Source organism: Streptomyces sp. NPDC012769, from assembly GCF_042901205.1.
GTDB lineage: Bacteria > Actinomycetota > Actinomycetes > Streptomycetales > Streptomycetaceae > Streptomyces.
Genome location: NZ_JBIBCP010000005.1, coordinates 545,521 through 570,477, shown reverse-complemented (window position 1 = coordinate 570,477; position 24,957 = coordinate 545,521). Strand labels below are relative to the sequence as shown.

Genomic DNA, 24,957 nt, shown 5'->3' with positions numbered 1-24,957 from the left:
TTCAGGCGAGGGCGAGGGTCGCGGCGGCGCGGGCCCGGCGCTCCACCCGGCCGAGGACGAGGACGGCGGCCAGGGCGTAACCGGCCCCGAGCGCCACGGCGCCGAGCAGCGGTCCGAGCACCTCCCCGCCGGAGGTCGCCGCGTGCACCGCCCGCGCGCCCCAGGTGGTGGGCAGCGCCCAGGACAGCGGGTGCGTCCAGGCAGGCAGCACGGTGACCGGCACGAGCAGCCCGGACAGCAGCCAGACCGGCGTGTCGAGCGGATTGGCCAGGGCGTTGGCGTTGCGCAGCAGGACGAAGGTGGCGGCGAGCAGCAGCCCCATCATCCCGAGGGAGAGCACGCAGACCGGCACGGCGACGAGGAACAGCAGCGGGTGCGCGAAGTCCAGGGGCACCCCGAAGAGGACCACGCCCCACAGCACGGTCGCGCCCATCGCGTACGTGCCGATGACGGCCGTGGCCAGCGTGATCGGCAGCAGCACCAGGGCGAGCGGGGTCGGGGCGACGACCAGGGTCTCCAGGGTGCCGAGCCAGCGCTGGTTCTGCACGGCGCCGCCCGAACCGAAGAGCACCGAGCCCCAGATGCCCATGAGCCCGGCGCCCACGGACGCGGTGAGCAGACGGTCCGGGTCGCCGGCGGCGCGGAAGAGGTAGACGGCGAGCGTCGCGTACACGAGGGGGACGAGGACGGCGAAGGTGATCTCGATCGGGGAGCGCGACATGTACGAGACATGGATGCGCACCCCGACGGCGATCAGCCGCAGCGCGCGGATCACGCCGTCACCTCCCGCCCGGCCGTCTCCGGGTCAGGTCGGCCCGCCGCTTCCGGGTCGGGCCGCTCCGCCGCATCCGCATCGGGTCTCGCCGCATCCGGATCGGGTTGGGTCGCCGCCTCCTCCACGATGGCGATGTAGGCGTCCTCCAGGGAGGGTTCGCGGCTGACGACCCGTCCGACGCGGATGCCGTCGAGCGCCGACAGGACCGGGGCGTGCAGCTCCGCCCCCCGATCGGTCTGGACGGTCAGCGCCTGCGCGGTGCCGCGCTCCTCCACGGCCGCGCCCCGCACCCCGGGGAGCCGCCGGATCCGTTCGAGCCGGTCCGCGTCCACGCCGTACGCCTCGATCTCCAGGACGTCCCGTTCCCCCACCCGGGACTTGAGGCTCTCGGGCGTGCCGAGGGCGCGGATCCGACCGGCCGCGACGACGGCGATGCGGTCGCACAGCTCGTCCGCCTCCGCCATGTAGTGGGTGGTGAGCAGCACGGTGGTGCCGGCGGCGGCGAGGCCGGCGACCGTGCGGCGCAGGTCACGGGCGGCGACCGGGTCGACGCCGATGGACGGCTCGTCGAGGAACAGCACATCGGGGCGGTGCAGCAGCCCGCGGGCGATGTGCAGCCGCTGCCGCATGCCGCGCGAGTAGCCCTCGACGCGCTCCCGCTCGCGGCCCGCCAGGCCCACCAGGTCGAGGAGTTCGGCGATCCTCCGCTTCTGGGCGCGGGCCTCGACCCCGTACAGCTCGGCGAAGTACCGCAGGTTGTCCAGCGCGCTGAGCCGGTCGTAGAGACCGCGGTCGCCGCCGAAGACGTAACCGATCCTCCTCCGTACGGCGACGGGGTCGCGGGCCACGTCGTGCCCGAACACCCGCGCCGTGCCGGAGGTCGGCAGGAGCAGGGTGTTGAGCATCTTGATGGTGGTGGTCTTCCCGGCGCCGTTCGGCCCGAGCAGCCCGAACAGCTCGCCGGGCGTCACGTCGAACGTGACGCCGCGCACGGCCTCGGTCTCGGTCCTGCGCGGCCGGAGCCACCCGGTCCTGCTGGTGTAGGTGCGGCGCAGCGCGTCCGCCTCGATCGCAAGCATGGCCGGAGTCTGGCCGTGGGCCATGGGGCGGGCCATCGATTCGGGAGCACCCGAATCATCAGGCGTCGTCAGGCGTCGTCAGGCGTCATCCGGCGTCCTTCGTGTCCGGCGGTCCGGCGTCGTCAGGCGACGGCGCCCAGCACTCCTTCGCCCGCGAGCAGGGCCAGGAGCGAACGCCCGGTGTCGGTCAGCTGGTAGTAGACGGAGCGGCCCACCCGGTGCCGGGTGACGACGCCCGCCCCGGTGAGCAGCGACAGGTGCTCGGAGACGGTGCTGGGCGCGAGGTGGAGCCGGTCGGCGAGCCCGGCCGTGGTCAGCGGACCCGCGAGCTCCCGCAGGACGGCCGCCCGGCCCCGCCCGAGCAGCAGGCCGAGCCGGTCCTCGGCGGCGGGCTCGGCCGGTTCGCGCAGCGCGGCGGCCCCCCGGGCCTGGAAGGAGACGGCCAGGACGTCGGGGTCGTCGGTCGAGTAGAGCCGGCAGCCCTCCGCGAAGACCAGCGGCACCAGCACGAGCCGCCGCTCCCCCGCCGCGTACTCCGCGTCCAGGTACTTGGTCAGTTCGAGCACCGGCCGCTCCCAGCGCGCCCGGCCCTCCAGGCCGCTGAAGAGCGCGTCGACGCCCTCGGTGGCGAAGGTCCTGGCCCGGACGAGGACCTCGTCCTCGACGAGCCGGCGCATCACCGGCCAGCACGGGGCGATGGCCTCCTCCCACCAAACGGCGTACGCGTCGGCCAGCGCCGCGCACGCGGCCTGCGGGTCCGTCAGATACGGCCGCAAGAAGGGCTCGTCGGCCATGCCCGGGTAGCAGACGGCCGCCTGCGCGCGGACGAACGCGGGGTCGGTGGCCCGCAGCAGGTCCAGCTCCTCGTGCACGTCGGGGGTGCCGACGGGCCGGGGCAGCAGGAAGTCGGAGACCTCGTACCGCCCGTCCGCGAACAGGTCCCACAGCGGTCGCAGCCGGTCGTCCTCGCGCCACACCTCACGCGCGCGCCCCACCCACTCCTGGTACGGCCAGGACGGGGAGCGGGCCGGCAGTTGGAGGTGCAGGGCGCAGAAGGCGTCCCGCAGCGGACTCATCGCGATCCGGGTCGCGCCGAGCGCGGCCTCGTCGAGCTCGATCCGTATCAAGCGGCGCCGCCCTCCCGCTCCCCGGCCGGCAGCAGGAAGCCCTCCTCGACAAGCAGCCTGATGGCCTGCGGGGTGCGGTCCCGCAGCATGACCGGGTCCTCGCCGGTGAGCTGCCCGATGGCGTCGAGGATCCGGCCGGCGCTCAGCGAGCCGTCGCACACGCCCGCGAAGCCGGCGGCGACGTGGTCGACGCGGGTGGCGCGGCGCATCCCGCGGTTCTGCCGGAGCAGCACGTGCTCGGGGTCCTCGGCGCCGGGCAGGCCGACCTGCTCCTGCACCACCTCGGGCGCGAGGACGAAGCGGTCGGCGAGGAGCGCCGCGTCGTCATGGGTGCGCAGGTAGTCCTGGCGCTCGAAGTGGGCCCGGACGGTGTCGCCGAGCGGCTGCTCGACGGGGTGCGGCCACTCCTCGAGGACGATCGACGGCTCGAGCGCGCCGGAGGCGACGGCCGCGTTCTTGCGCAGGGTGATCCAGCCGAAGCCGATGCCCTTGGTCCCGCGGGCCTCGAACTCGTCGAGCCACCGCCCGTACGCCCGGCGGTACTCCTCCGGGTCGCCGCGGTGCTCGCCGCTGTCGCGCAGCCACAGCTCGGTGTACTGCGTGACGTCCTGGACCTCGCGCTGCACGATCCAGGCGTCACAGCCGCGCGGCACCCAGGAACGCAGCCGGTCCTGCCACTCCTCGCCGTCGACGTGCTGCCAGTTGGCGAGGAACTGGGCGTATCCGCCGTCGTTCAGCCGGTCTCCGGCCTGCTGCACGAGCGTGCGGCACAGGTCGTCGCCGCCCATCCCGCCGTCCCGGTAGGTGAGCCCGGCGCCGGGGGAGATCACGAACGGCGGGTTGGAGACGATGAGGTCGTAGGTGTCTCCGTCGACCGGCTCGAAGAGCGAGCCCTGCAGCAGCTCGGCGCCTCGGGCGCCGGAGAGGGCGAGGGTGAGCCGGGTGAAGTCCAAGGCCCGCGGGTTGAGATCGGTGGCGGTGACCAGGGTGGCGTGCTGGGCGGCGTGCAGCGCCTGGATGCCGGAGCCGGTGCCGAGGTCGAGGGCGGTGGCGACGGGGGTGCGGACGGTGATGCCGGCGAGGGTGGTGGACGCCCCTCCGACGCCGAGGACGACCCCTTCGTCCTTCTTGCCGATGCCGCCGGCCCCGCCGACGGCGCAGCCGAGGTCGGAGACGATGAACCAGTCCTCGCCGTCCGGGCCGCCGTACGGCCGGACGTCGACCGTGGCGAGGACGCTGTCGTCCTCGCGGACCAGCCAGCCGTCGGCGAGCGCCTCCTCCAGAGGCAGCGCGGCGGCGGCCCGCTCGTGCTCGACCGGCTGCTGGAGCAGGAAGAGGCGGACGAGGGTCTCCAGCGGGGAGTCCCCGCGGGTGGCGCGGAGCGCGGGCACGGTCTCGCTGCGCGCGAGGGCCGCGTAGGCCTGCGCGCCGAGCAGGTCGAGCAGGCCGTCGGCGGTGAAGTCGGCGGCGAGCAGGGCCTCGCGCAGTCGGGCGGCGTGCGTGGGCACCGGAAGGCTGGGGGGCGTGCTGGTCGTACTCACGTGCCCCATTGTGACGGCCACCACCGACAACGCCCGCCACCGACGGGGCCAGGGCCGGGCGTGCCGGATGCACCGGGCTCGCCAGCTGCGCCGGACCGTCCCGGGCCGAACCGCCCGGACCGGACCGGACCGGGCTGGACCGGGGCGAGGTGCCGCCGCCGGGCTACTCCTCGCTCTTGGCCGAGGCGCTGGGCTTGCCGGACGGGGCGGTGGCAGGCTTGTCCGCCGGGCCGCCCGCCTTCGGGGAAGCGGTCGGCGGGGTGGACGCCTTGGGGGTCTGGCAGCCCGGCTGCTTGGCCATGGCCTGGCCGAGCTCGCCCGCCTGGAGCTTGGCGACGGCGTCCTGGTCCATGTTCTGGATCTTCGCCAGGTTGTCGGAGACGACCTTGAGCCCGTCGGCGAACTTCTGCTGGTTCGTCGTGTCGAGCGCGTCCACCTGCTTCTTCAGCCCGTCGTACGCGACGGCCGTGGCGTTGAGCTCTTTGATGGCGTCCTGCTGGATCTTCTCGCCGTTGTCGACGGGCGGCACCCCGGCGCTCTCGACGGCCTTCGCGAGGGCCCGGTCGGCGTCGGCGATGTCCTGGAAGGCCTTCGAGTCGGCCGCCTGGATCGTGGCGGGCTTGCTGTCGGCCGCCGTGGAGATGATCAGTTGGTTGGCGTTGGCCCGCTTCTGGATCTGCGGCTGCGCCTGGTCGCAGAACGTCTTGGCCCAGTCGTTGACCTTGTCGCCCTCGTCGTCGCCGCAGCCGGACAGCACGAGCACCAGTACCGCGCCGCCGGACAGTGCGGCCGCAAGCTTCTTGTTCACCGGATCGGTCCCTTCGAAGGCTCTCGGCCCCGGAACATACACGTCGTACGAGCGACTTCCATCGATCGTGCGACCGATTCATCCGATATTGAAGCCGTTTGCACCAAGGAGACAGGGGCGGACGTCACGTCAGAACGTGTCGTCCGCCCCCGTCATGACGGCGCGTCATCAAGCGCTACGGAGTGACCGCGGCGCCCGTCGAGGAGTCGTCCCGGTCGGTCGAGTCCGCCCCGACCGCCACCGACCGCCGCTTGGAGACCCGCACCGCAGCCACGATGACGCCGATCGCCACGACGGCGACCAGGGCCCGCAGCCAGGCGCTGGCGTCTTCCCCGTAACTGAACTGCACCACGGCGGGCGCGATCAGCAGCGCGACCAGGTTCATCACCTTCAGGAGCGGGTTGATGGCCGGTCCCGCGGTGTCCTTGAAGGGATCGCCGACCGTGTCGCCGATGACGGTCGCGGCATGGGCGTCACTGCCCTTGCCGCCGTGGTGACCGTCCTCGACCAGCTTCTTGGCGTTGTCCCAGGCGCCGCCGGAGTTGGCGAGGAAGACGGCCATCAGGGCGCCGGTGCCGATCGCCCCGGCGAGATACGAGCCGAGCGCGCCGACGCCGAGGGCGAAGCCGACCGCGATGGGGGCCATCACGGCGAGCAGCCCGGGCGTGGCGAGTTCGCGCAGCGCGTCCTTGGTGCAGATGTCGACGACCCGCCCGTACTCGGGCTTCTCCGTGTAATCCATGATCCCGGGGTGCTCGCGGAACTGCCGCCGCACCTCGAACACGACGGCGCCGGCCGACCGGGACACGGCGTTGATGGCCAGGCCGGAGAACAGGAAGACGACCGCGGCTCCGAGGATCATCCCGAAGAGGTTGTTGGGCTGGGAGATGTTCATGGAGAGGTTCGTCTCGCTCGCCCTCGCCCCGACGTCGGCGACGGAGGTCGCGATGGCGTCCCGGTAGGAGCCGAAGAGCGCGGCCGCGGCGAGCACGGCGGTGGCGATCGCGATGCCCTTGGTGATCGCCTTGGTGGTGTTGCCGACGGCGTCGAGGTCGGTGAGGACCTGCGCGCCGGCGCCCTGCACGTCGCCGGACATCTCGGCGATGCCCTGGGCGTTGTCGGAGACCGGGCCGAAGGTGTCCATGGCGACGATCACGCCGACCGTGGTGAGCAGCCCGGTGCCGGCGAGGGCGACCGCGAACAGCGCCAGCATGATGGAGGCGCCGCCCAGCAGGAACGCCCCGTAGACGGCGAGGCCGATCAGCAGGGCCGTGTAGACGGCCGACTCCAGGCCGATGGAGACCCCGGCGAGGACGACGGTGGCGGGGCCGGTCAGCGAGGACTTGCCGATGTCGCGGACGGGACGCCTGCTGGTCTCCGTGAAGTAGCCGGTGAGCTGCTGGATCAGGGCGGCGAGCACGATGCCGATGGCGACCGCGACCAGTGCCAGCACCCGCGGGTCGCCGCTGTGGGTGAGGATGCCGGGCTCGGTGACGCCCTTGAGGTCGGCGTAGGAGGACGGGAGGTAGGCGAAGACGGCGACGGCGACGAGGGCGAGCGAGATCAGCGCGGAGAGGAAGAAGCCCCGGTTGATGGCGGTCATCCCGCTGCGGTCGGCGCGCCGCGGGGCGACCGCGAAGATGCCGATCATCGCGGTGACCACGCCGATCGCCGGCACGATCAGGGGGAAGGCGAGACCGAGGTCGCCGAAGGCGGCCTTGCCGAGGATGAGCGCGGCGACGAGCGTCACGGCGTACGACTCGAAGAGGTCGGCGGCCATGCCCGCGCAGTCGCCGACGTTGTCGCCCACGTTGTCCGCGATGGTGGCGGCGTTGCGTGGGTCGTCCTCGGGGATCCCCTGCTCGACCTTGCCGACGAGGTCGGCGCCCACGTCGGCGGCCTTGGTGAAGATGCCGCCGCCGACCCTCATGAACATCGCGATGAGCGCGGCGCCGAGGCCGAAGCCCTCCAGGACCTTGGGCGCGTCGGCGGCGTAGACGAGCACCACGCAGGACGCGCCGAGCAGACCGAGTCCGACGGTGAACATGCCGACCACGCCCCCGGTACGGAAGGCGATCTTCATGGCCCGGTGCGACACCGTGGCCAGGTCCTTCTCCGGTTCCCCCTCGGCGGGTGTGGCCTCCCTGGCCGCCGCGGCGACCCGGACGTTCGCGCGGACGGCGAGCCGCATGCCGACATATCCGGTGACCGCCGAGAAAAGCGCGCCGACCAGGAAGAACAGCGAGCGCCCGGCCCGCTGGGACCAGTTGTCGGCCGGCAGCAGGAAGAGCAGGAAGAAGACGACGACGGCGAAGACGCCGAGGGTGCGCAGCTGCCGGGCGAGATAGGCGTTCGCGCCCTCCTGCACGGCGGCCGCGATCTTCTTCATGGTTTCCGTGCCCTCGCCGGCCGCCAGCACCTGGCGGACGAGGACCTGCGCCACGACCAGCGCCGCGAGGGCGACGGCCGCGATGACGACCACGATCACACGGTTCTCCTGAGTGAGCACCGCGGCTGCGAGACCCGCCATTCCGTCCTCCTTGACGTCGCGTGGTCAAGACAAGGCGGATTGTAAGGAGAGAAACCCGATCAAAACAGGTCGCCGCAATCGGAATTCACGAATAGCTCGCAAGTACCGCCGAATGCGGTAATGGCCCTAAAGCATTCGATGACGCCCGGGAACGGAAAAAGAGGCCCTGCGTCGCAGGGCCTCTTTTCGTACTGCTCGGCTCGCCGCGCGGCGTCCGCGCCCGCTGCGGAGCCGGTCGACGGGCGGCGCGCGGGCTGGGTCGTGGCCGACCCGCGGCTCACTCCTCGCCGACTCGTGGTCGGCGCTTCGTCGTGGCCGTCCGGTCGTGGCCGTCCGAGGGGTCCGGGGCGGGCATCGATGCGGTCCATGGGTCTGCGGGACCGCCTGAGGGCCCGTACGGCGTTCACGGGCTGACCAGCGCCTACGGGCCTGCCTGGCGCGTCTGCGGGTACGGCAGGCCGTCTGCGCGCGTGCGCAGGCGGCCGTCGCCCGCACGGCGGTCGTCCGCGGCCGGTCCGTAGCGGTCCGCGGGCGATCGCCGACGAGGTCGGGCCGCGAGGTCAGGCCGGCGCGGCGTCCGGGTGGGCGGGCCAGCTCATCCTGATGGTGCCGCCGTCCTCTCCGGCCCTCACCTCGACGTCGTCGACGAGCCCGCGGATCACCGCGAGACCCATCTCGTCCTCGCCGTCCGCGTCGTCGAACTCCTCGGCCGGCGCCGCGTCACGGGCACCGGGCACTCCGACGGCGTCCGCAGCCGCCACGCCCGCGCCCGGGACCTCGTCGCCGACCTCGATGGAGAAGGTCTTCTCCTCCTCGGTCAGCACGACTCTGACCGGCGTGGTGACGCCGTTGCTGCGATGCAGCCCCACCGCGCGCGAACATGCCTCGCCGACGGCGAGCCGGACCTCGTCGAGGACCGCCTCGTCGACCCCGGCCCTGCGCGCCACCGCGGCCGCCACCAGGCGGGCCGTGCGGACGTGCTCGGGCTGGGCGCTGAAGAGGAGTTCAACGGTGGCCATGCGATCGATCCCCCTGGGGTTCTCGGCGGCTGCGCGAAGCGAGGCGGGCGGAGCGACGGCTCCGCGTGGCCTCAGTCGGCGGCGTTGATGGCCTCGTCGACCGAGGTGTGGATCGGGAACACCTTGGTCAGGCCCGTGATCCGGAAGATCTTGAGAATGCGCTCCTGGTTGCAGACCAGACGCAGCGATCCCTCATGCGCGCGCACGCGCTTCAGACCGCCCACCAGCACGCCGAGGCCGGTCGAGTCGAGGAAGTCCACGCCTTCCATGTCGACAACCAGGTGGTAGCTGCCGTCGTTCACCAACTCGACCAACTGCTCGCGCAGCTTGGGCGCGGTATACACATCAATCTCGCCACCGACCTCGACGACCGTACGGTCGCCATTGGGGCCGGGCACAGTGCGAGTCGACAGAGACAGGTCCACGGGTCCTCCAGCACCTAGCTATCGAGCGGCCGTCCCTCGGGGTCTCCCGTGCGGAGCCACGGGACGGATCGCCGGCCGCGATGGCATTCAATCACTTACCGGCAGCCATGCACGACGCCTTGGGAGCATTGTCCGTCACGCCGGTGACACACTCGGTGCCGATGGCAAAGAATCACCGCCCCAGCCGACCCGCCGGAGAGACGGGCAGCCGCCCCTCTCCCGGCGAGATCCTCGACCGGCTCTCCCGAGGCGAGAGCCGGGCCGCGCGCATCACCCATACGGAGCATCTGCCCGCCCGTGCGGGCCGTCATGCCGTCTGGCCGCACCGCATCCGCGCGGAAGTGATCGCCGCCATCGAGAAGGCCGGCATCGAGCACCCCTGGGCCCACCAGGCCGAAGCCGCCGAGCACGCCCTGGACGGCACCTCGGTGGTGATCTCCACGGGAACCGCCTCGGGCAAGTCGCTCGCCTATCTCACCCCCGTCCTGTCCACCCTCCTGGACGGCGCCGAGGCCGCCAACGGGCGCGGCGCCACCGCCCTGTACCTGGCCCCCACCAAGGCACTCGCCGCCGACCAGCGGCGTGCCGTACGCGAACTGGCCGCGCCGCTGGGCAACCGGATCCGGGCCGCCGTCTACGACGGCGACACGCCGGTCGAGGAGCGCGAGTGGGTCCGCCAGTACGCCAACTACGTGCTCACCAACCCCGACATGCTGCACCGGGGCATACTTCCCTCCCACCCCCGCTGGTCCTCCTTCCTGCGCTCCCTCCGCTACGTCGTGATCGACGAGTGCCACACCTACCGGGGCGTCTTCGGCTCCCACGTCGCCCAGGTGCTGCGCCGGCTGCGCCGCGTCTGTGCCCGTTACGGCTCCGAGCCCGTCTTCCTCCTCGCCTCGGCCACCTCCGCCGAACCCGCCCTCGCCGCCGGCCGGCTCACCGGCCTGCCCGTCACGGAGGTCTCCGACGACGCCTCCCCGCGCGGTGACCTGGTCTTCGCCCTGTGGGAGCCGCCGCTGACCGAGCTGCACGGCGAGCAGGGCGCCCCGGTCCGCCGCACCGCCACCGCCGAGACCGCCGACCTGCTGACCGACCTGACGGTGCAGGGCGTCCGCTCGGTCGCCTTCGTCCGCTCCCGGCGCGGCGCCGAACTGATCTCGGTGATCGCCCAGGAACGCCTCGCCGAGGTCGACCGCTCCCTCGCCCGGCGGGTCGCCGCCTACCGGGGCGGCTACCTCCCCGAGGAGCGCCGCGCCCTGGAGCGGGCCCTGCACTCCGGCGAACTCCTCGGCCTGGCCGCCACGACCGCCCTGGAGCTGGGCGTGGACGTCTCCGGCCTGGACGCCGTCGTGATCGCCGGCTATCCCGGGACGCGCGCCTCCCTGTGGCAGCAGGCCGGCCGCGCGGGGCGCACCGGCGGGGGCGCGCTCGCGATCCTGGTGGCCCGTGACGACCCGCTGGACACCTTCCTGGTGCACCACCCCGAGGCGATCTTCCGGCAGCCGGTCGAGTCGACCGTCCTGGACCCCGACAACCCGTACGTCCTCGCCCCCCATCTGTGCGCCGCCGCCGCGGAGCTGCCGCTGACCGAGTCCGACCTGACGCTGTTCGGCCCGGCCGTGCCCGACCTGCTGCCCCAGCTGGAGGCCGCCGGGCTGCTGCGCCGCCGGTCCACCGGCTGGTACTGGACCCGCCGGGAGCGGGCCGCCGACCTGACCGACATCCGGGGCGGCGGCGGCAGTCCCGTCCGGATCGTCGAGTCCGGCACCGGCCGGCTGCTCGGCACGGTCGACGAGGCCGCCTCCCACGCCTCCGTGCACGAGGGCGCCGTCCACCTCCACCAGGGCCGCACCTATCTGGTCCGCGAGCTCGACCTCAAGGACTCGGTGGCCCTCGTCGAGGAGGCGAACCCTCCGTACTCGACCACCGCCCGCGACACCACCTCCATCTCCGTCCTGTCCACCGACACCGAGATCCCGTGGGGAGCCGGCCGCCTCTGCTACGGCTCCGTCGAGGTCACCAACCAGGTCGTCTCCTTCCTCCGCCGCCGTCTGATCACCGGCGAGGTGCTCGGCGAGACCAGGCTCGACCTGCCGCCCCGCACCCTGCGCACCCGGGCCGTGTGGTGGACGGTCACCGAGGACCAGCTGGACGCCGCCCGGATCAACCCGGAGATCCTCGGCGGTGCCCTGCACGCCGCCGAACACGCCTCCATCGGCATGCTGCCGCTCTTCGCCACCTGCGACCGCTGGGACATCGGCGGCGTCTCCGTCCCGCTCCACCCCGACACGCTGCTGCCGACCGTGTTCGTCTACGACGGCCACCCGGGCGGCGCGGGCTTCGCCGAGCGCGCCTTCCACACCGCCCGCTCCTGGCTCGCCGCCACCCGCGAGGCCATCGCCTCCTGCGAATGCGACGCGGGCTGCCCCTCCTGCATCCAGTCCCCCAAATGCGGCAACGGCAACGACCCCCTCCACAAGCGAGGCGCGGTCCGTCTCCTGACCGAGCTCCTCCGCGGAGCCCCCGAGGAGCAGGCCGGCCACAACGAGAACGGGCAGGACCACGGGAGCGAGGACGCCGAGAGGGAGTAGCCCTCGGCGAGTCGCCCTCTCAGGGCCGGAGGCCCTGCGGGACGGGTACGTGCCGGCGCCGTCCGTGGCGGCTCCGGACCGGGCTCCGGGCCGGGCTCGGGGCCGGGCTCCGGGCCGGCGACCGGGCGACCCTCCGGTCGCGGGGCTCGGATCAGCCGTACGGAGCGGTCGGCCCCGCCGGCGGGCCCTGAAGGGGTGAGGAGAGGGGTGGGCCCGCGCGGGATCTGATCGCGGTCGTCCAGGGGCCGAGGGTGACCTGAGCGGTGACGTCCGCGACGTCCTCTCGGACGTCACAGCGCACCAGCGTGGCGCCCTGGGCCATGGCCACGCGGCTCGCGGCCGCGCAGGCGTCCTCCTCGCCCCACAGCGCGCGGTCGGCGGCGGCGAGGGCGGCCAGGTCCGCCGCGCCGCCCGCGCGATGGCGGGCGGTGACGGCCTGACCGAGCGCGAGCACGGCACCGAACACCACACACAGGGCGCAGGCCGCGATCGCGGTCCACACCGTCGCCGCTCCCCGGTCGGCCCGGCCGGCGCCGCTCACACCGTCTCCTCGGCGAGCGCCACCGCGGCGGCCCGCAGGGTCAGCCCCAGTCCGCCGGGCCCGGGTGCCGTCGCCTCCACGGTGACGCGCCAGAGGTCGCCCTCCCGCGCGACGCCGACCCTGGCGCCCTCGGGGGCGGCGGCCCTGGCCGCGGCCTCGGCGGCCGGCGGCGGCTCGGAGCGGGCCACCGCCCGCGCCCCGGCCCTGGCCGCGTCGACGCACTGGATCTGCGCGGCGGCCGCGGCCAGCGCCCACAGCAAGGTCGCTGTGAACACGACCAGGGCGGGCAGCACGACCGCCGCCTCGGCGGTCACCGAACCCCGGTCAGAACGGCGCATCGAGGGCCTTCCCGATCACCGACTCCAGCGCGCTCGTGACCGCGCCGCTGGTGACGACCTTGTACAGCACGGCGGCGAAGCCCGCCGCTGCGATGGTGCCCATCGCGTACTCCGTCGTGCTCATTCCCGCGTCCCGCCGCGCCGCGGCCTTCCGCGTCCGCCACCACCCGCTCAGGCGGTTCCTGATCTCCATGTCCCGACTCCCGTTCTCGCTCGTGTCGTCGTCGTGTCGTGCCGTCGTGCCGTCGTGCCGTCGTGTCGGCGTGTTCGTGTCGCGTGTCGATGTCTTCGGTGCCTTCGGGCCTTCGGGCCTTCGGGGGCTTGGGGCTCGTCGAGCCGCGTGTGTCACCGGCCGCCGAGGAGCCCGCTCGCCAGACCGATCACCACCGGCGCCACGCCCACCGCCAGGAAGGCGGGCAGGAAGCAGAGCCCGACCGGCGCCGTGATCAGCACCTGTGCCCGCTGCGCGCGGGTCGTCGCGGCGCGGGCGCGGGCGGCCCGGAGACCCTCGGCGTGCCGCGCCACGGCCTCGGCCGCGGGCGCCCCGGAGGAGGCCGCGCGCTCCAGGCAGCGGGCGAGGCCCTCCGCACCGGGTATCGCCCCGAACCTCCGCCAGACCTCGGCCGGTTCGGCCCCGAGCCTCAGCTCGGCGGCGGTGCGGATCAGCCGCTCGCCGACCGGGCCGCCCAGTGACCGGCCGACCGCCTCGGCGGACTCGCCCGGTCCGGCTCCGGCGGAGGCGCAGGCGGCCAGCAGGTCGGCGGCGAGCGGCAGCTGCCGCTCCGCCTCCGTGTCGTCCACGCCACTGGCGCCCGCGCCTCGCGGTCGCCGCGCCCGCCAGTGCTTCAGTCCCCAGGCGGCGGCGATCCCGGCGAGGAGTCCGACGAGCCCGCCGATCAGGACGTACACGCCGAGACCCGCCAGGCAGGGCGCGCCCCAGGCCCGCAGCGGGGCCGGGAGTCCGCGCCGCCGTCTGCGGACCGGTGCCGGTCCCCCTCCGGGCTCCGGGCCTGCCGCGAGGAGTTCGCTGATCCGCCGGCGTGCCCGCCGGCAGCGGCGCCGGTCCGCCAGGGCCGTGCCCACCGCCGCCACGGCGCACAGCGCCGCGAGGAGCACCGTCATGGCCGCTCACCCGCCCGCACGATCCTGGCCGCCCACCACAGCCCCAGCGCCTCCAGAACGCCGCCGACGAGCAGACAGCCCAGGCCCGCGGGTGTGTGGAGCAGCACCCACAGCGGGCGGGCGCCGAGTGCCGCACCGAGGCCGAGTCCGGCGACCGGCAGGACGGCGAGGACCGCCACCGTGGCCCAGGCTCCGGCCATCTGGGCCCGCAGCCGCTCCCGCTGGTCCCGTTGGGCACGGACCGCGGCCTCCAGCCGGTCGAGGCCGGCGGCGAGGCCCGCGCCGCCGTCCACGGCGACCTGCCAGCAGGCGGCCAGTCCGGCGAGACCGTCGGCGCCGTCCCGCCGGGCCGCCCGGCGCAGCGCCTCGGGTACGTCCCCACCGAACCGGGCGGCGGCGAGGACCGCGGCCTCCTCCCCATCGAGCGCCCCGGTCGTCCGTGCCGCGAACGCGAGCGCCTGCGCGGGCTGCCGGCCCGCTCTGAGCTCGCCCGCGACCGCCCCGCACAGCGCCACCACCCGGTCGGCGCGCGCTTCCCGTTCCCGTCCGGCGCGGGCCGCCCGCAGCCTGCGCCCGACCAGTGGCACCGCGGCCGCCCCGGCGAGCAGGGGAAGGGGCGAGGAGCCGAGGAGCGCGAGCGCTCCCGCCACCGGCAGACACAGCCACTCCCGTCGGCCGCGCACCGCCGTCCACCACCGTCCGGCGGCCTCCGTCCACGGCGCCGCGCCGGAGCTTCCCGGCAGGGCCAGGACCGCCCGGGCCCTGCGGACCGCCCGCTCTCGCTGGGCCGTCCACCACAGCGCCATGACCGCGCACAGCGCCGCCGCGCCCTGCGCCGGAAGTCCGCCCAGCACCGTCATCACCGTCACCGCTCCCCTCCGATCAGCGACCGCAGCCGCCCCCAGCCCCGCTCCCGCTCGAACCCGTCCGCCGCCCAGCGCAGCGCGGGCACCGTCACCACCAGTCCCTCCCGGTTCCTTTCGAGGACGTGCACCTCGGCGATCCGCCGCCGCCCGGACCGGTCCCGCACCAGGTGCAGCACCGCCGAGAGACCGGCGCCCAACTGGCTGTGCAGGGCCGCCCTGTCGAGCCCGGCCGCCGTTCCCAGGGCTTCGAGACGGGCGGGGACGTCCGCCGCCGTGTTGGCGTGGACCGTCCCGCAGCCTCCTTCGTGGCCCGTGTTCAGGGCGGCCAGGAGATCGACCGCCTCGGCCCCTCGGACCTCGCCGACGACCAGCCGGTCCGGCCGCATCCTCAGCGCCTGCCGCACCAGGTCCCGGAGGGTCACGAGTCCGGCGCCCTCCTGGTTGGGCGGGCGCGCCTCCAGGCGCACCACATGGGGGTGGTCGGGGCGCAGTTCGGCCGAGTCCTCGGCGATGACGATCCGCTCCCGCGCGCCGACGAGGCCGAGCAGCGTGGACAGCAGGGTCGTCTTGCCCGATCCGGTGCCGCCGCTGACGAGGAAGGAGACCCGGGCCTCGACGAGCGCCTTCAGCACCGGCTCACCGCCCGGCGGGACGGTGCCCGCGTCGGTCAACTCCCCCACGGAGAAGGCCCTCGGCCGGACCACCCGCAGCGACAGACAGGTCGAGCCGACCGCGACCGGCGGCAGGACGGCGTGCATCCGGGTGCCGTCCGGCAGCCGGGCGTCCACCCAGGGGCGGGCGTCGTCGAGGCGTCGTCCTGCCACGGCCGCGAGCCGCTGCGCCAGCCTCCGTACCGCCGCCGCGTCGGGGAACGTCACGCCGGTCGGTTCGAGCCCCGCACCGCGGTCCACCCAGACGCGGTCGGGTGCGGAGACCAGGACGTCGGTGACCCGGGGGTCGGCGAGCAGGGGCTCCAGCGGTCCGGTGCCGACCAGTTCGGAACGCAGTTCCTCCGCGGCGCCGAGCACTTCGGCGTCTCCGAGCAGCCGTCCCTGGGCGCGCAGCGCCGCCGCGACCCGCGCCGGAGTGGGCTCGGCGCCGCTCTCCGCGAGCCGCTGGCGCACGGCGTCGAGCAGTCCCGTGCCGCTCATCCCGCACGCTCCGGGGTGAGGACGCGCTCCCAGAACGCGGTGCAGAACCGGGCGAGTCCGCCGCGCGTGTCGGCGCCGGGCGGTGCCCCGCCGTCTCCGGCCGTCGTCAGTTCGGGTTCGTAGGGGAGTTCGCCGGCGAGGGGCAGTCGCAGGGCATCGGCGATCCACCGCTCGTCGAGCCCGGGCGCGTAGGGCCCGCGCACCACCGCACGGAGGTCCCCGAGCACCGTGCCGACGGCCATGGCCACACGGTGGGCGGCGGCGACGGCCCGGAGTTCGCCGGGGACGAGCAGCAGGCCGAGGTCGAGCTGGGCCAGGGCCTCGGTGGCGGCGGCGTCGATCGTGCGCGGCAGGTCGACCACGACCACCCCGTCACGTCTGCGGGCGGCGGCGAGCACCGAGCGCATGGCCTCGGGCGGCACGCTGACCGGATCACCCCGGTCCCAGCTGAGGATCCGCAGTCCCCGTACCGAGGGCAGTGACTCCTCCAGGGCCCCGCCGGCGACGCGTCCCTTCGAGGCGGCGAAGTCGGGCCAGCGCCGCCCTTCGGTCCGCTCCCCGCCGAGCAGGACGTCGAGTCCGCCGCCGAGCGGGTCGCCGTCGACGAGGAGGGTGCGCTGCCCGGCGCGCGCCGCGGCGAGGGCCAGGGCGCAGGCGAGGGTGGAGGCTCCGGCGCCGCCGCGTCCGCCGATGACGCCGACGGTCAGCGCCTGCCCGTCGGCTCCTTCGACGGCGTCGGCGATCAGGTCGACGAGCCGGCCTTCGGCGTCAGGCAGGATCAGGACGCCCTCCGCGCCGATCTCGACGGCGTGCCGCCATACGCCCGGATCGTCCGGCGTGCGGCCGACGAGCAGGACACCGGGCCTGCGGGTGGCGTCGCGGCAGCGGGCGGCCGCGTCGTCGCCGACGAGGACGAGCGGCGGGTCGGTCCAGGCCGTCCGGTGCTCGGGCACGGTGTGGTGCACCTCGGGCTCGGCGCCGGCGGCGGCGCACAGCCGCAGGAGGTCGTCGAGGAGCACGAGGTCCTCGGTCACGATCAGCGGCCGGACCGGCCGCACCCCCACGTCCTCCGCCTCCGCGTCCTCCGCCCTCGTCTCCCCCGTACGCGCACCCGCGCTCCCGCCCGGGCCGACGCCCACGCCCCTGCCCGGGCCCGTGCCCCGGCCCGCGAGCGGGCCCCCGGCGGATCCGTCTCGCGGCCACGTCGCGGAAGCCTTCGTTCCCTCCACAGCACACACCCCTCACGTGATTCCTGCGGTCCGCGGACTTCGCGGCCGGAATCACCGTGCAGGCGTCTCGGAAATCTTGTGGATCTTGCTCGAAAACTGTGGATAACCCCCCGCCTGTGAATAACTTCGCCACCCAAACCGGTACCGCCCGGAGAGCAGTGCGTCGACTACGCTGAGTGACGAAACGGCGGAGCTCGCGGCCTCGTGCCGGACGTCGGCCACGACGCGGAGGGAGGGAGAAAAATGGTGGAACGATGGACGAAAACGCGTCCGGACATGCGACGACCCCCGCCGGGGGGGAGAGCGGGGGTCGTCTCTCCGGCCGACTCGGGGGGGGAGGAGCCGGTCCGGGTTAGCACGGTCGCGAACGATCCGTGACTTCCATGGTGTACCCGAGAGCCTTCTCAGGCAAACCCACACGCCCGAGCGTACGCCGAATGGCGGGCACCTATGCTCAGGCTCGTGGAAAACCACTCGATGCCGCGCGCAGCCGCCTTCTTTGACCTGGACAAGACGGTCATTGCGAAGTCCTCGACGCTGACCTTCAGCAAGTCCTTCTACCGGGGCGGACTGATCAGCCGCCGTGCCGCGCTGCGGACGGCGTACATCCAGTTCGTCTACCTGGTGGGCGGAGCAGATCACGACCAGATGGAGCGGATGCGCGAATATCTTTCCGCGCTCTGCAAAGGCTGGAACGTCGCTCAGGTCAAGGAGCTCGTGGCCGAGACCCTGCACGACCTGATCGACCCGCTCATCTACGACGAGGCGGCCTCGCTCATCGAGGACCATCACGCCGCCGGGCGCGATGTCGTGATCGTCTCGACGTCCGGGGCCGAGGTCGTCGAGCCCATCGGCGAGATGCTCGGCGCCGACCGGGTGGTCGCCACCCGGATGGTGGTCGGCGAGGACGGCTGCTTCACGGGCGAGGTGGAGTACTACGCGTACGGCCCGACCAAGGCGGAGGCGGTCCGGGAGCTCGCCGAGTCCGAGGGCTACGACCTGGCGCGCTGCTACGCGTACAGCGACTCCGCGACCGATCTGCCGATGCTGGAGGCCGTGGGTCATCCCTACGCCGTGAACCCCGACCGGACGCTGCGCCGGGAGGCGACCGCGCGGGACTGGCCGGTGCTGTCCTTCGACAAGCCGGTCCGGCTCAAGCAGCGGCTGCCGGAGTTCCGGATGCCGCCCCGCCCGGCCCTCGTCGCCGCCGCGGCCGTGGGAGCGGCCGCCGCCACCGCCGGTCTCGTCTGGTACGCCAGCCGCCGCCGGCAGGCCGCGCTGACACGGGCGGCCCTGGGCGCCTAGGCCGCCCCTCTTGCCGATCGCTTTGCCCGGATTTGAGAAGAAAGCAAAGAAGCGGGGTCAGGACTTTCGCTTCCTTCCGGACAGGAGTAGAAAGGAATCAGGCCCGCGAGACCTGGGACATCCGAGAGGATCACCTGTTGAGCAAGAAGGCCCCACGGACCTAAGCACGGAAACCTGGCACCCACGCGACGTCGACCCTTCGATTAAGGGCCAGCCGCACCAGGCGAAGGGCAAAGTTCCCCGCCTGATGGGCACATATCGAGGACGCTTGGTAACTGGGCGGACGTGCCAGCGGCGGTACCGAAGTCTGGTACCGCCGCAACCCTTTGTCGACAGGCGCCCAGCCCGAGGGGTCGGGACGTTCCCGGCCCCAGACCCCAGAGCCCGGACCTCAGGCCGCGCCGCGCTGCAGCGCCTCGCAGACCGCCGTCGACTCCCGCACCCCGAGTTCCACCGCGCGACCGCAGTGCGCGATCCAGGCGGCCATACCCTCCGGGGTCCCCGACAGATAGCCCTCGAAGGCGGCCAGATAGGCCGCCCGACCCAGCTCCGCGTGGCCGACCTCGGCCGGGCAGATCGCCTTCGGGTCGAGACCGCTGCCGATCAGCACGATCCGCTCCGCCGCCCGCGCGACCAGACCGTTGTGGGAGGTGAAGGGCCGCAGGGCGAGCAGCTCGCCGTGCACCACGGCGGCCGTGACCAGGGCCGGGGCGTCGCCGCCCGCGATGATCAGGTCGGCCAGCCCGTCGAGCCGGCCCGACACCTCCGCCGGGTCCGGCAGCGGCACCTCGATCAGTGGCTCGTCCACCGCCTCGCCCGCCTGGCGCGGCCGGCCCGTCGAGTCGCGCGGCTCGCCCTCGGCGACCAGGTGCAGCCGGGCGAGCACCCGCAGCGGCGACTGCCGCCAGATGGAGAGCAGCTGGCCGCACTCCGCGGTCAACCGCAGGGCCGCGCCGACCGTGCGGGCCTCCGCGTCCGCGCTGAAGTCGGTACGCCGGCGAACCTCCTCCAGGGCCCAGTCGGCACCCGAGAGGGCGGCCGAGCCGCGCGCCCCGCGCAGCGCCGCCTCGGCGGTGATCTCGTTGCTGCGGCGGCGCATCACGCGGTGGCCGTAGACCCGGTCGACGGCCTTGCGTACGGAGTCCACCGAATCGGCGACGCCCGGCAGGGAGCCGAGGGCGGCCAGGGGGTCAGAGGCGTGCGTACTCATAAGTAGGGAGGCTACGCGCCCGGGACCGCCACCCCACCTTGGAGTGGTCTTCTTCACGCAGCTTGACCACAGACCGCGAGCATGCCGCTACGCTAGGTGAACATGAAGATCGCTTTCGTTGGGAAGGGCGGCAGCGGCAAGACCACGCTGTCCTCGCTCTTCATTCGACACCTCGCCGCCGCCGGGGCTCCGGTCGTCGCGGTCGACGCCGACATCAACCAGCACCTCGGGGCGGCGCTCGGCCTCTCCGACGAGGAGGCCGCGGCGCTGCCCGCGATGGGCGCGCACCTGCCGCTGATCAAGGAGTATCTGCGCGGCTCCAACCCGCGGATCACCTCCGCCGACACGATGATCAAGACCACACCTCCCGGCGAGGGCTCGCGGCTCCTCCGCGTCCGCGAGGACAACCCGGTCTACGAGGCGTGCGCCCGGCCCGTACCGCTGGACGACGGCGGGATCCGGCTGATGGCCACGGGCCCGTTCACCGAGTCGGACCTCGGCGTGGCCTGCTACCACTCGAAGGTCGGCGCGGTGGAGCTGTGCCTGAACCACCTGGTGGACGGGCCGGACGAGTACGTGGTGGTCGACATGACCGCCGGCTCCGACTCCTTCGCCTCCGGCATGTTCACCCGCTTCGACATGACCTTCCTGGTCGCCGAGCCGACCCGCAAGGGCATCTCCGTCTACCGCCAGTACAAGGAGTACGCGCGGGACTTCGGGGTCGCCCTGAAGGTCGTCGGCAACAAGGTCCAGGGCACGGACGACGTCGAGTTCCTGCGCGCGGAGGTCGGCGACGACCTCCTGGTGACGGTCGGCCACTCCGACTGGGTGCGCGCCATGGAGAAGGGCCGCCCGCCCCGCTTCGAGCTCCTGGAGGCCGCCAACCGCACGGCCCTCCAGGCCCTCCAGGACGCCGCGGACGACTCGTACGCCCACCGCGACTGGGAGCGCTACACGCGCCAGATGGTGCACTTCCACCTGAGGAACGCGGAGAGCTGGGGCAACGCCAAGACGGGGGCCGACCTGGCGGCGCAGGTCGACCCCGGGTTCGTGCTCGGCGAGAGCCTGGCGGTGCCCCAGCCGAGCTGACGCCCGGCGCCGGCGGCGGACAACCGAAGAACCGGGGCCGGACCTCATGACGAGGTCCGGCCCCGGGCCGTGGCGGGAGGTGCCTCAGTGGCGCGTCCGGCGGGTCAGTGCCCGGCGGCGGCCGGCTTGGCCGCCGGGGCCGGGGGGCCCGCCGGTGCGGCGGGCGCGGGCGCCAGGAAGTTCTGCCAGCCGCCCGGAGGGGCCTGGCCGACCTTCAGGGTGCGCAGCTTGGCGATGACGTCCGGGTCCTGTGCGTCGAGCCAGTCGGCGAGCTGGCGGAAGGAGACGCACTTGACGTCCTTCTGCACACACACCGTCGCGATGGTCTCCTCGATGGCACGCATGTAGGTGCCGCCGTTCCAGGACTCGAAGTGGTTGCCGATGATCAGCGGCGCCCGGTTGCCCCGGTACGAGCGCTCGAAGGCCTGCACGAGGCCGTCGCGCATCTGGTTGCCCCAGTAGCGGTGCATCGACGGGTCGCCCTTGGTCGTCCCGGACTGGTTGACCAGGAAGTTGTAGTCCATCGAGAGCGTCTGGAAGGCGCGGCCCGGCACGGGGACGAGCTGCATCGACAGGTCCCACAGGCCCAGGTCCTTCTTGGGCCAGATCTGGTCGTTGACGCCGCTGGTGTCGTAGCGGAAGCCCATCTGCGCCGCCGCCCGGACGAAGTTCTTCCGGCCCTCGAGGCACGGTGTGCGGGCGCCGACCAGCTCCTTGTCGTAGTCGAACGGGAGCGGCTTCTCCGCCTTCAGGCCGGCGTTGGTCTTCCAGTTCTTGACGAAGGACTTGGCCTGGTTGATCTCGCTCTTCCACTCCTCGACCGACCAGGTGCCCACGCCCCCGTCCTTGCCGCAGAAGTGGCCGTTGAAGTGGGTGCCGATCTCGTTGCCCTCCTGCCACGCGGCGCGCAGTTCGCGCACGGTGTCGCGGATGCCCTCGACATCGTTGAAGCCGATGTCGGAGCGGCCCGGGGAGTGCCGCGGCGGGTCGTACAGCTCGCGCTTCTCCTGCGGCAGGAGGTAGACGCCGCTGAGGAAGTAGGTCATCGTCGCGCCGTACTTCCTGCCCACCCCGCGGAAGTGCGAGAACAGCTTCTGACTGTCCTCGCCGGCGCCGTCCCAGGAGAACACGACGAACTGCGGCGGCTGCTGACCGGGCTTCAGGCGCTCCCAGACCGGCTGGTGGGGCTGGGCGCCGGTGAAGGCTGTGGAGCCGTCGCCGATCAGCCGCATCGCGCTCTGCGGGGCGGCGGCGGGTCCCTTCTTGGCTCCGGCCGCGGCGCCCGGGGCGGAACCGCCGGAGCCCGAACAGCCGGCCAGGCCGGTGGTGAGCGCGACGGCGAGCGCGCCGACGGCGAGCGCCCTCTTCTGGACTGTGGTCCCTCTCGCGGCGGCTGACATCCGCACACCTCTCCTCGGATCCTCGGATTTCCGTACGAGCGGCGTCAAGGTCGCACCACGACGGCCGGGGAACGTCGACGACAAGCGGCATGCGCACGTTCTGTCACCGGAACCGGTGAATCATTGCCCTGTTTGCCCTGAAAATAATGCCGGAGTCTTTACTCTCCATTACTGTTCATTTACCGAGCGTTGATCGGTATCCCGCCGCTGCACCCCGCACGAGCCGCGACCGCGCTGCCCCCGGAGGAGACGGGAAGATGACTCTCTGCACCCCCGACCGCACGACCAGCCGACCCCGCGTCCAGCGCCCCCACAGCCCGCCGGACGGCGGGAAGGGCCACCGCCGCTTCCGCATCGCCGGCGCGGACCTGTCCGCGTCCATGACCGTCTTCCTGATCGCCCTGCCGCTCTCGCTGGGCATCGCCCTCGCCACCGGCGCCCCGCTCCAGGCCGGCCTGGTGGCCGCCGCCGTCGGCGGCATCGTCGCCGGCCGCCTCGGCGGCTCCCCGCTCCAGGTCAGCGGCCCCGCCGCCGGACTGACCGTGGTCACCGCGGAGCTGATCCAGCGCTACGGCTGGCGCACCACCTGCGCGATCACCGTCCTGGCCGGGCTCGCCCAACTCGGACTCGCCGCCCTGAGGGTGGCCCGCTCCGCCCTCGTCGTGTCCCCGGCGATCGTGCACGGGATGGTGGCGGGCATCGGCGTCACCATCGCCCTCGCCCAACTGCACATCGTGCTCGGGGGCAACCCCCAGAGTTCCGCCGTGGACAACGCCCTCGGCCTGCCCGCCCAACTGGCGGACGTCTCCCCCGCCGCACTCGCCGTCAGCGCCCTCACCGTCGGCCTGCTGCTGGTCTGGCCACGGCTGCCCGGCCGTACGGGACGGCTGCTGCGCCTGGTGCCCGCGGCGCTGGTCGCCGTGGCCGCCGCCACGGTGCTCGCCACGCTCGCCGGACTCGGTGTGCCGCGGGTCGATCTGCCGTCCTGGAGCAGCCACGCCCTGCCCGGCCTTCCGGACGGGCCGGTCCTCGGGATCGCGGCCGGTGTGCTCACGATCACGCTGGTCACCAGCGTGCAGTCGCTGCTGTCCGCCGTCGCCGTCGACAAGCTGGCGGCGAAGCGTGCCGCCGACACGGGCACCGCCGCCGTCCCCCGCTCCCGGCTCGACCGCGAGCTGGCGGGGCAGGGCGCGGCGAACATGGTCTCCGGGGCGCTCGGCGGTCTACCGGTCGCCGGGGTCGCGGTCCGCAGCGTCGCGAACGTCTCGGCCGGCGCGGTGAGCCGCCACTCGACGATGCTGCACGGCCTGTGGATCGTGCTCGCGGCCCTCTTCCTGGTCCCGCTGCTCGAGCTGATCCCGCTGCCCGCGCTCGCCGCCCTCGTGATGGTCGTCGGCGTCCAGATGGTCAGCATCACGCACATCCGCACGGTCACCCGCCACCGCGAGGTCCTGGTGTACGCGGTGACGGTGACGGGTGTGGTCTTCGTCGGCATCCTGGAGGGCGTGGCCCTCGGCATCGCGGTGGCGGTCGCCGTCGCGATGCACCGCCTCGCCCGCACCCGGATCACCCGGGAGGAGCGGGACGGGCGCCAGCTGGTGCGGATCCGCGGCCAGTTGACCTTCCTCGCGGTGCCCCGGCTGAGCCGGGCCCTGCACCAGCTCCCGCCGGGCTCCGACGTCGTCGTGGAGCTGGACGGCTCGTTCATGGACCACGCGGCGTACGAGACGCTGCACGACTGGCAGGCCGCGCATCTGTCCCGTGGTGGCAGCGTGGACATGACCGGCCCCTCGGGCCGCCGGATCACCGAGCCCACCCAGGGCCACGGACCGGTCGACGGCTTCGGCTCCGACGGCGACTACGAGGCGGGCGGCCACTCCTGCTGCCGCCCGTGGACGCCGTGGCGCAACCACCAGTGCCAGGAGCAGCCGGCCGATGCCGAAGAGGCGCCGAGCCCCACGGCGCACCGGCTGGCGAGCGGCATCGGCGCGTTCCAGCGGGACACCGCCCCACTGGTCAGGGACGAGCTGGCCCGCCTCGCCCGGGAGGGCCAGCAGCCCTCGCAGCTCTTCCTGACCTGCGCCGATTCCCGGCTGGTCACCAGCATGATCACGTCCAGTGGTCCGGGAGACCTGTTCACCGTGCGCAATGTGGGCAATCTGGTGCCGCTGCCGGGCGAGGAGAGCGGGGACGACTCGGTGGCGGCGGCGATCGAGTACGCGGTGGAGGTGCTGCGGGTCGAGTCGATCACGGTGTGCGGCCACTCCGGCTGCAGCGCGATGCAGGCCCTGCTGAACAGCGGCCCCGACGACCCGCCGAGCCCGCTGCGCCGCTGGTTGCGGCACGGCCGGCCGAGCCTGGAGCGGATGGCGAGCCGCCGGCACGCCTGGGCGAGGATCTCCGGGCGGCTGCCCGCCGACGCGGTCGAGCAACTGTGTCTGACCAACGTGGTGCAGCAGTTGGAGCACCTGCGCGCGTACGAGTCGGTGGCGCGGCGGCTCGCCGACGGCACGCTGACCCTGCACGGGATGTACTTCCACGTGGGCGAGGCGCAGGCCTACCTGCTGGCCGACACGGACGAGGTGCACAGCTACGACGACGTCTTCAACCACGTGCCGCCGACGGCGGCCGGGAGCGGCGGCCGGACCGGGGGCATGCCGGCGGCCGGGACGGGGACCGGCGACCGGGAGACCGCCCGCGCGTCCTGAACCTTCCGCTCCGTTCGTCCGTGAAAGTGTGTGGCCCCCGCTCCCCTCCGCTCGGGAAGCGGGGGCCACCTCCGCGTGTCGCTCACAGGTCTAAACCAATTGG

General features: G+C 73.5%; 21 protein-coding genes. 4 read left to right on the top strand and 17 right to left on the bottom strand.

Annotated elements, in window-relative coordinates:
• Position 1 precedes the first annotated feature (1 nt).
• From ACFY7C_RS27865 to ACFY7C_RS27830, 8 genes are all read right to left on the bottom strand, one after another.
• Positions 2-775 carry an ABC transporter permease gene (locus ACFY7C_RS27865; protein ID WP_389655430.1) on the bottom strand — a complete coding sequence of 258 codons (774 nt, stop codon included), beginning with the start codon at positions 773-775 and terminating at the stop codon, positions 2-4.
• Positions 772-1,854, bottom strand: coding sequence for an ATP-binding cassette domain-containing protein (locus ACFY7C_RS27860; protein WP_389655428.1), 1,083 nt, complete (start codon positions 1,852-1,854; stop codon positions 772-774). Before ACFY7C_RS27860 ends, ACFY7C_RS27865 begins: the two co-directional genes overlap by 4 nt.
• A gap of 122 nt (positions 1,855-1,976) precedes the next feature.
• Positions 1,977-2,981, bottom strand: a complete 1,005-nt coding sequence (locus ACFY7C_RS27855; RefSeq protein ID WP_389655426.1) for an ArsR/SmtB family transcription factor — start codon at positions 2,979-2,981, stop codon at positions 1,977-1,979.
• Positions 2,978-4,531: a methyltransferase gene (locus ACFY7C_RS27850; RefSeq protein ID WP_389655424.1), complete on the bottom strand. Its 1,554-nt coding sequence runs from the start codon at positions 4,529-4,531 to the stop codon at positions 2,978-2,980. The genes ACFY7C_RS27855 and ACFY7C_RS27850 overlap by 4 nt, the downstream gene beginning before the upstream one ends.
• A gap of 154 nt (positions 4,532-4,685) precedes the next feature.
• Complete coding sequence (locus tag ACFY7C_RS27845) at positions 4,686-5,330, bottom strand: small secreted protein (RefSeq protein ID WP_389655422.1); 645 nt, start codon at positions 5,328-5,330, stop codon at positions 4,686-4,688.
• A gap of 175 nt (positions 5,331-5,505) precedes the next feature.
• Positions 5,506-7,860 (bottom strand): sodium-translocating pyrophosphatase, encoded by a 2,355-nt coding sequence (locus ACFY7C_RS27840; RefSeq protein ID WP_389655420.1) that lies wholly within the window; start codon positions 7,858-7,860, stop codon positions 5,506-5,508.
• A 560-nt stretch (positions 7,861-8,420) separates the two neighbouring features.
• Positions 8,421-8,879, bottom strand: a complete 459-nt coding sequence (locus ACFY7C_RS27835; protein WP_389655418.1) for an ATP-binding protein — start codon at positions 8,877-8,879, stop codon at positions 8,421-8,423.
• A gap of 71 nt (positions 8,880-8,950) precedes the next feature.
• Positions 8,951-9,304: an STAS domain-containing protein gene (locus ACFY7C_RS27830; protein ID WP_345487142.1), complete on the bottom strand. Its 354-nt coding sequence runs from the start codon at positions 9,302-9,304 to the stop codon at positions 8,951-8,953.
• Positions 9,305-9,384: 80 nt separating this feature from the next.
• On the opposite strand from ACFY7C_RS27830, the gene ACFY7C_RS27825 reads away from it, so the two are divergent.
• A complete protein-coding gene (locus ACFY7C_RS27825; RefSeq protein WP_389655416.1) occupies positions 9,385-11,895 on the top strand; it encodes a DEAD/DEAH box helicase in 2,511 nt (836 codons plus the stop codon).
• Between the two features lie 151 nt (positions 11,896-12,046).
• Here ACFY7C_RS27825 and ACFY7C_RS27820 read toward each other — a convergent pair whose 3' ends face one another.
• The 7 genes from ACFY7C_RS27820 to ssd form a co-directional block, all read right to left on the bottom strand.
• Positions 12,047-12,436 carry an Rv3654c family TadE-like protein gene (locus ACFY7C_RS27820; protein ID WP_389655414.1) on the bottom strand — a complete coding sequence of 130 codons (390 nt, stop codon included), beginning with the start codon at positions 12,434-12,436 and terminating at the stop codon, positions 12,047-12,049.
• Positions 12,433-12,774: a TadE family type IV pilus minor pilin gene (locus ACFY7C_RS27815; RefSeq protein WP_389655412.1), complete on the bottom strand. Its 342-nt coding sequence runs from the start codon at positions 12,772-12,774 to the stop codon at positions 12,433-12,435. Before ACFY7C_RS27815 ends, ACFY7C_RS27820 begins: the two co-directional genes overlap by 4 nt.
• A complete protein-coding gene (locus ACFY7C_RS27810) occupies positions 12,761-12,898 on the bottom strand; it encodes a DUF4244 domain-containing protein (protein ID WP_389655410.1) in 138 nt (45 codons plus the stop codon). Before ACFY7C_RS27810 ends, ACFY7C_RS27815 begins: the two co-directional genes overlap by 14 nt.
• Before the next feature lie 221 nt (positions 12,899-13,119).
• A complete protein-coding gene (locus ACFY7C_RS27805) occupies positions 13,120-13,896 on the bottom strand; it encodes a type II secretion system F family protein (protein ID WP_389655408.1) in 777 nt (258 codons plus the stop codon).
• Complete coding sequence (locus tag ACFY7C_RS27800) at positions 13,893-14,756, bottom strand: type II secretion system F family protein (RefSeq protein ID WP_389655683.1); 864 nt, start codon at positions 14,754-14,756, stop codon at positions 13,893-13,895. The genes ACFY7C_RS27805 and ACFY7C_RS27800 overlap by 4 nt, the downstream gene beginning before the upstream one ends.
• Before the next feature lie 5 nt (positions 14,757-14,761).
• Entirely contained in the window at positions 14,762-15,913 is a 1,152-nt protein-coding gene (locus tag ACFY7C_RS27795) for a TadA family conjugal transfer-associated ATPase (protein WP_389655406.1), read from the bottom strand.
• Positions 15,910-16,977, bottom strand: a complete 1,068-nt coding sequence (gene ssd, locus ACFY7C_RS27790) for a septum site-determining protein Ssd (protein WP_389655404.1) — start codon at positions 16,975-16,977, stop codon at positions 15,910-15,912. Before ssd ends, ACFY7C_RS27795 begins: the two co-directional genes overlap by 4 nt.
• 615 nt (positions 16,978-17,592) lie before the next feature.
• Between ssd and ACFY7C_RS27785 the strand changes: the two genes are divergently transcribed.
• Entirely contained in the window at positions 17,593-18,447 is an 855-nt protein-coding gene (locus ACFY7C_RS27785) for an HAD family hydrolase (protein ID WP_389655402.1), read from the top strand.
• A gap of 391 nt (positions 18,448-18,838) precedes the next feature.
• Here the strand turns inward: ACFY7C_RS27785 and ACFY7C_RS27780 are convergent, their stop codons facing one another.
• On the bottom strand, positions 18,839-19,657 hold the full coding sequence (locus tag ACFY7C_RS27780) for an oxidoreductase (RefSeq protein WP_389655400.1): 819 nt from the start codon (positions 19,655-19,657) through the stop codon (positions 18,839-18,841).
• 102 nt (positions 19,658-19,759) lie between these two features.
• Here ACFY7C_RS27780 and ACFY7C_RS27775 point away from each other — a divergent pair, with 102 nt between their 5' ends.
• Entirely contained in the window at positions 19,760-20,746 is a 987-nt protein-coding gene (locus ACFY7C_RS27775) for an ATP-binding protein (protein WP_389655398.1), read from the top strand.
• 104 nt (positions 20,747-20,850) lie between these two features.
• Here the strand turns inward: ACFY7C_RS27775 and ACFY7C_RS27770 are convergent, their stop codons facing one another.
• On the bottom strand, positions 20,851-22,146 hold the full coding sequence (locus ACFY7C_RS27770) for a hypothetical protein (protein ID WP_389655396.1): 1,296 nt from the start codon (positions 22,144-22,146) through the stop codon (positions 20,851-20,853).
• A gap of 257 nt (positions 22,147-22,403) precedes the next feature.
• Between ACFY7C_RS27770 and ACFY7C_RS27765 the strand changes: the two genes are divergently transcribed.
• Positions 22,404-24,854, top strand: coding sequence for a SulP family inorganic anion transporter (locus ACFY7C_RS27765; protein ID WP_389655394.1), 2,451 nt, complete (start codon positions 22,404-22,406; stop codon positions 24,852-24,854).
• The last annotated feature ends 103 nt before the right edge of the window (positions 24,855-24,957 follow it).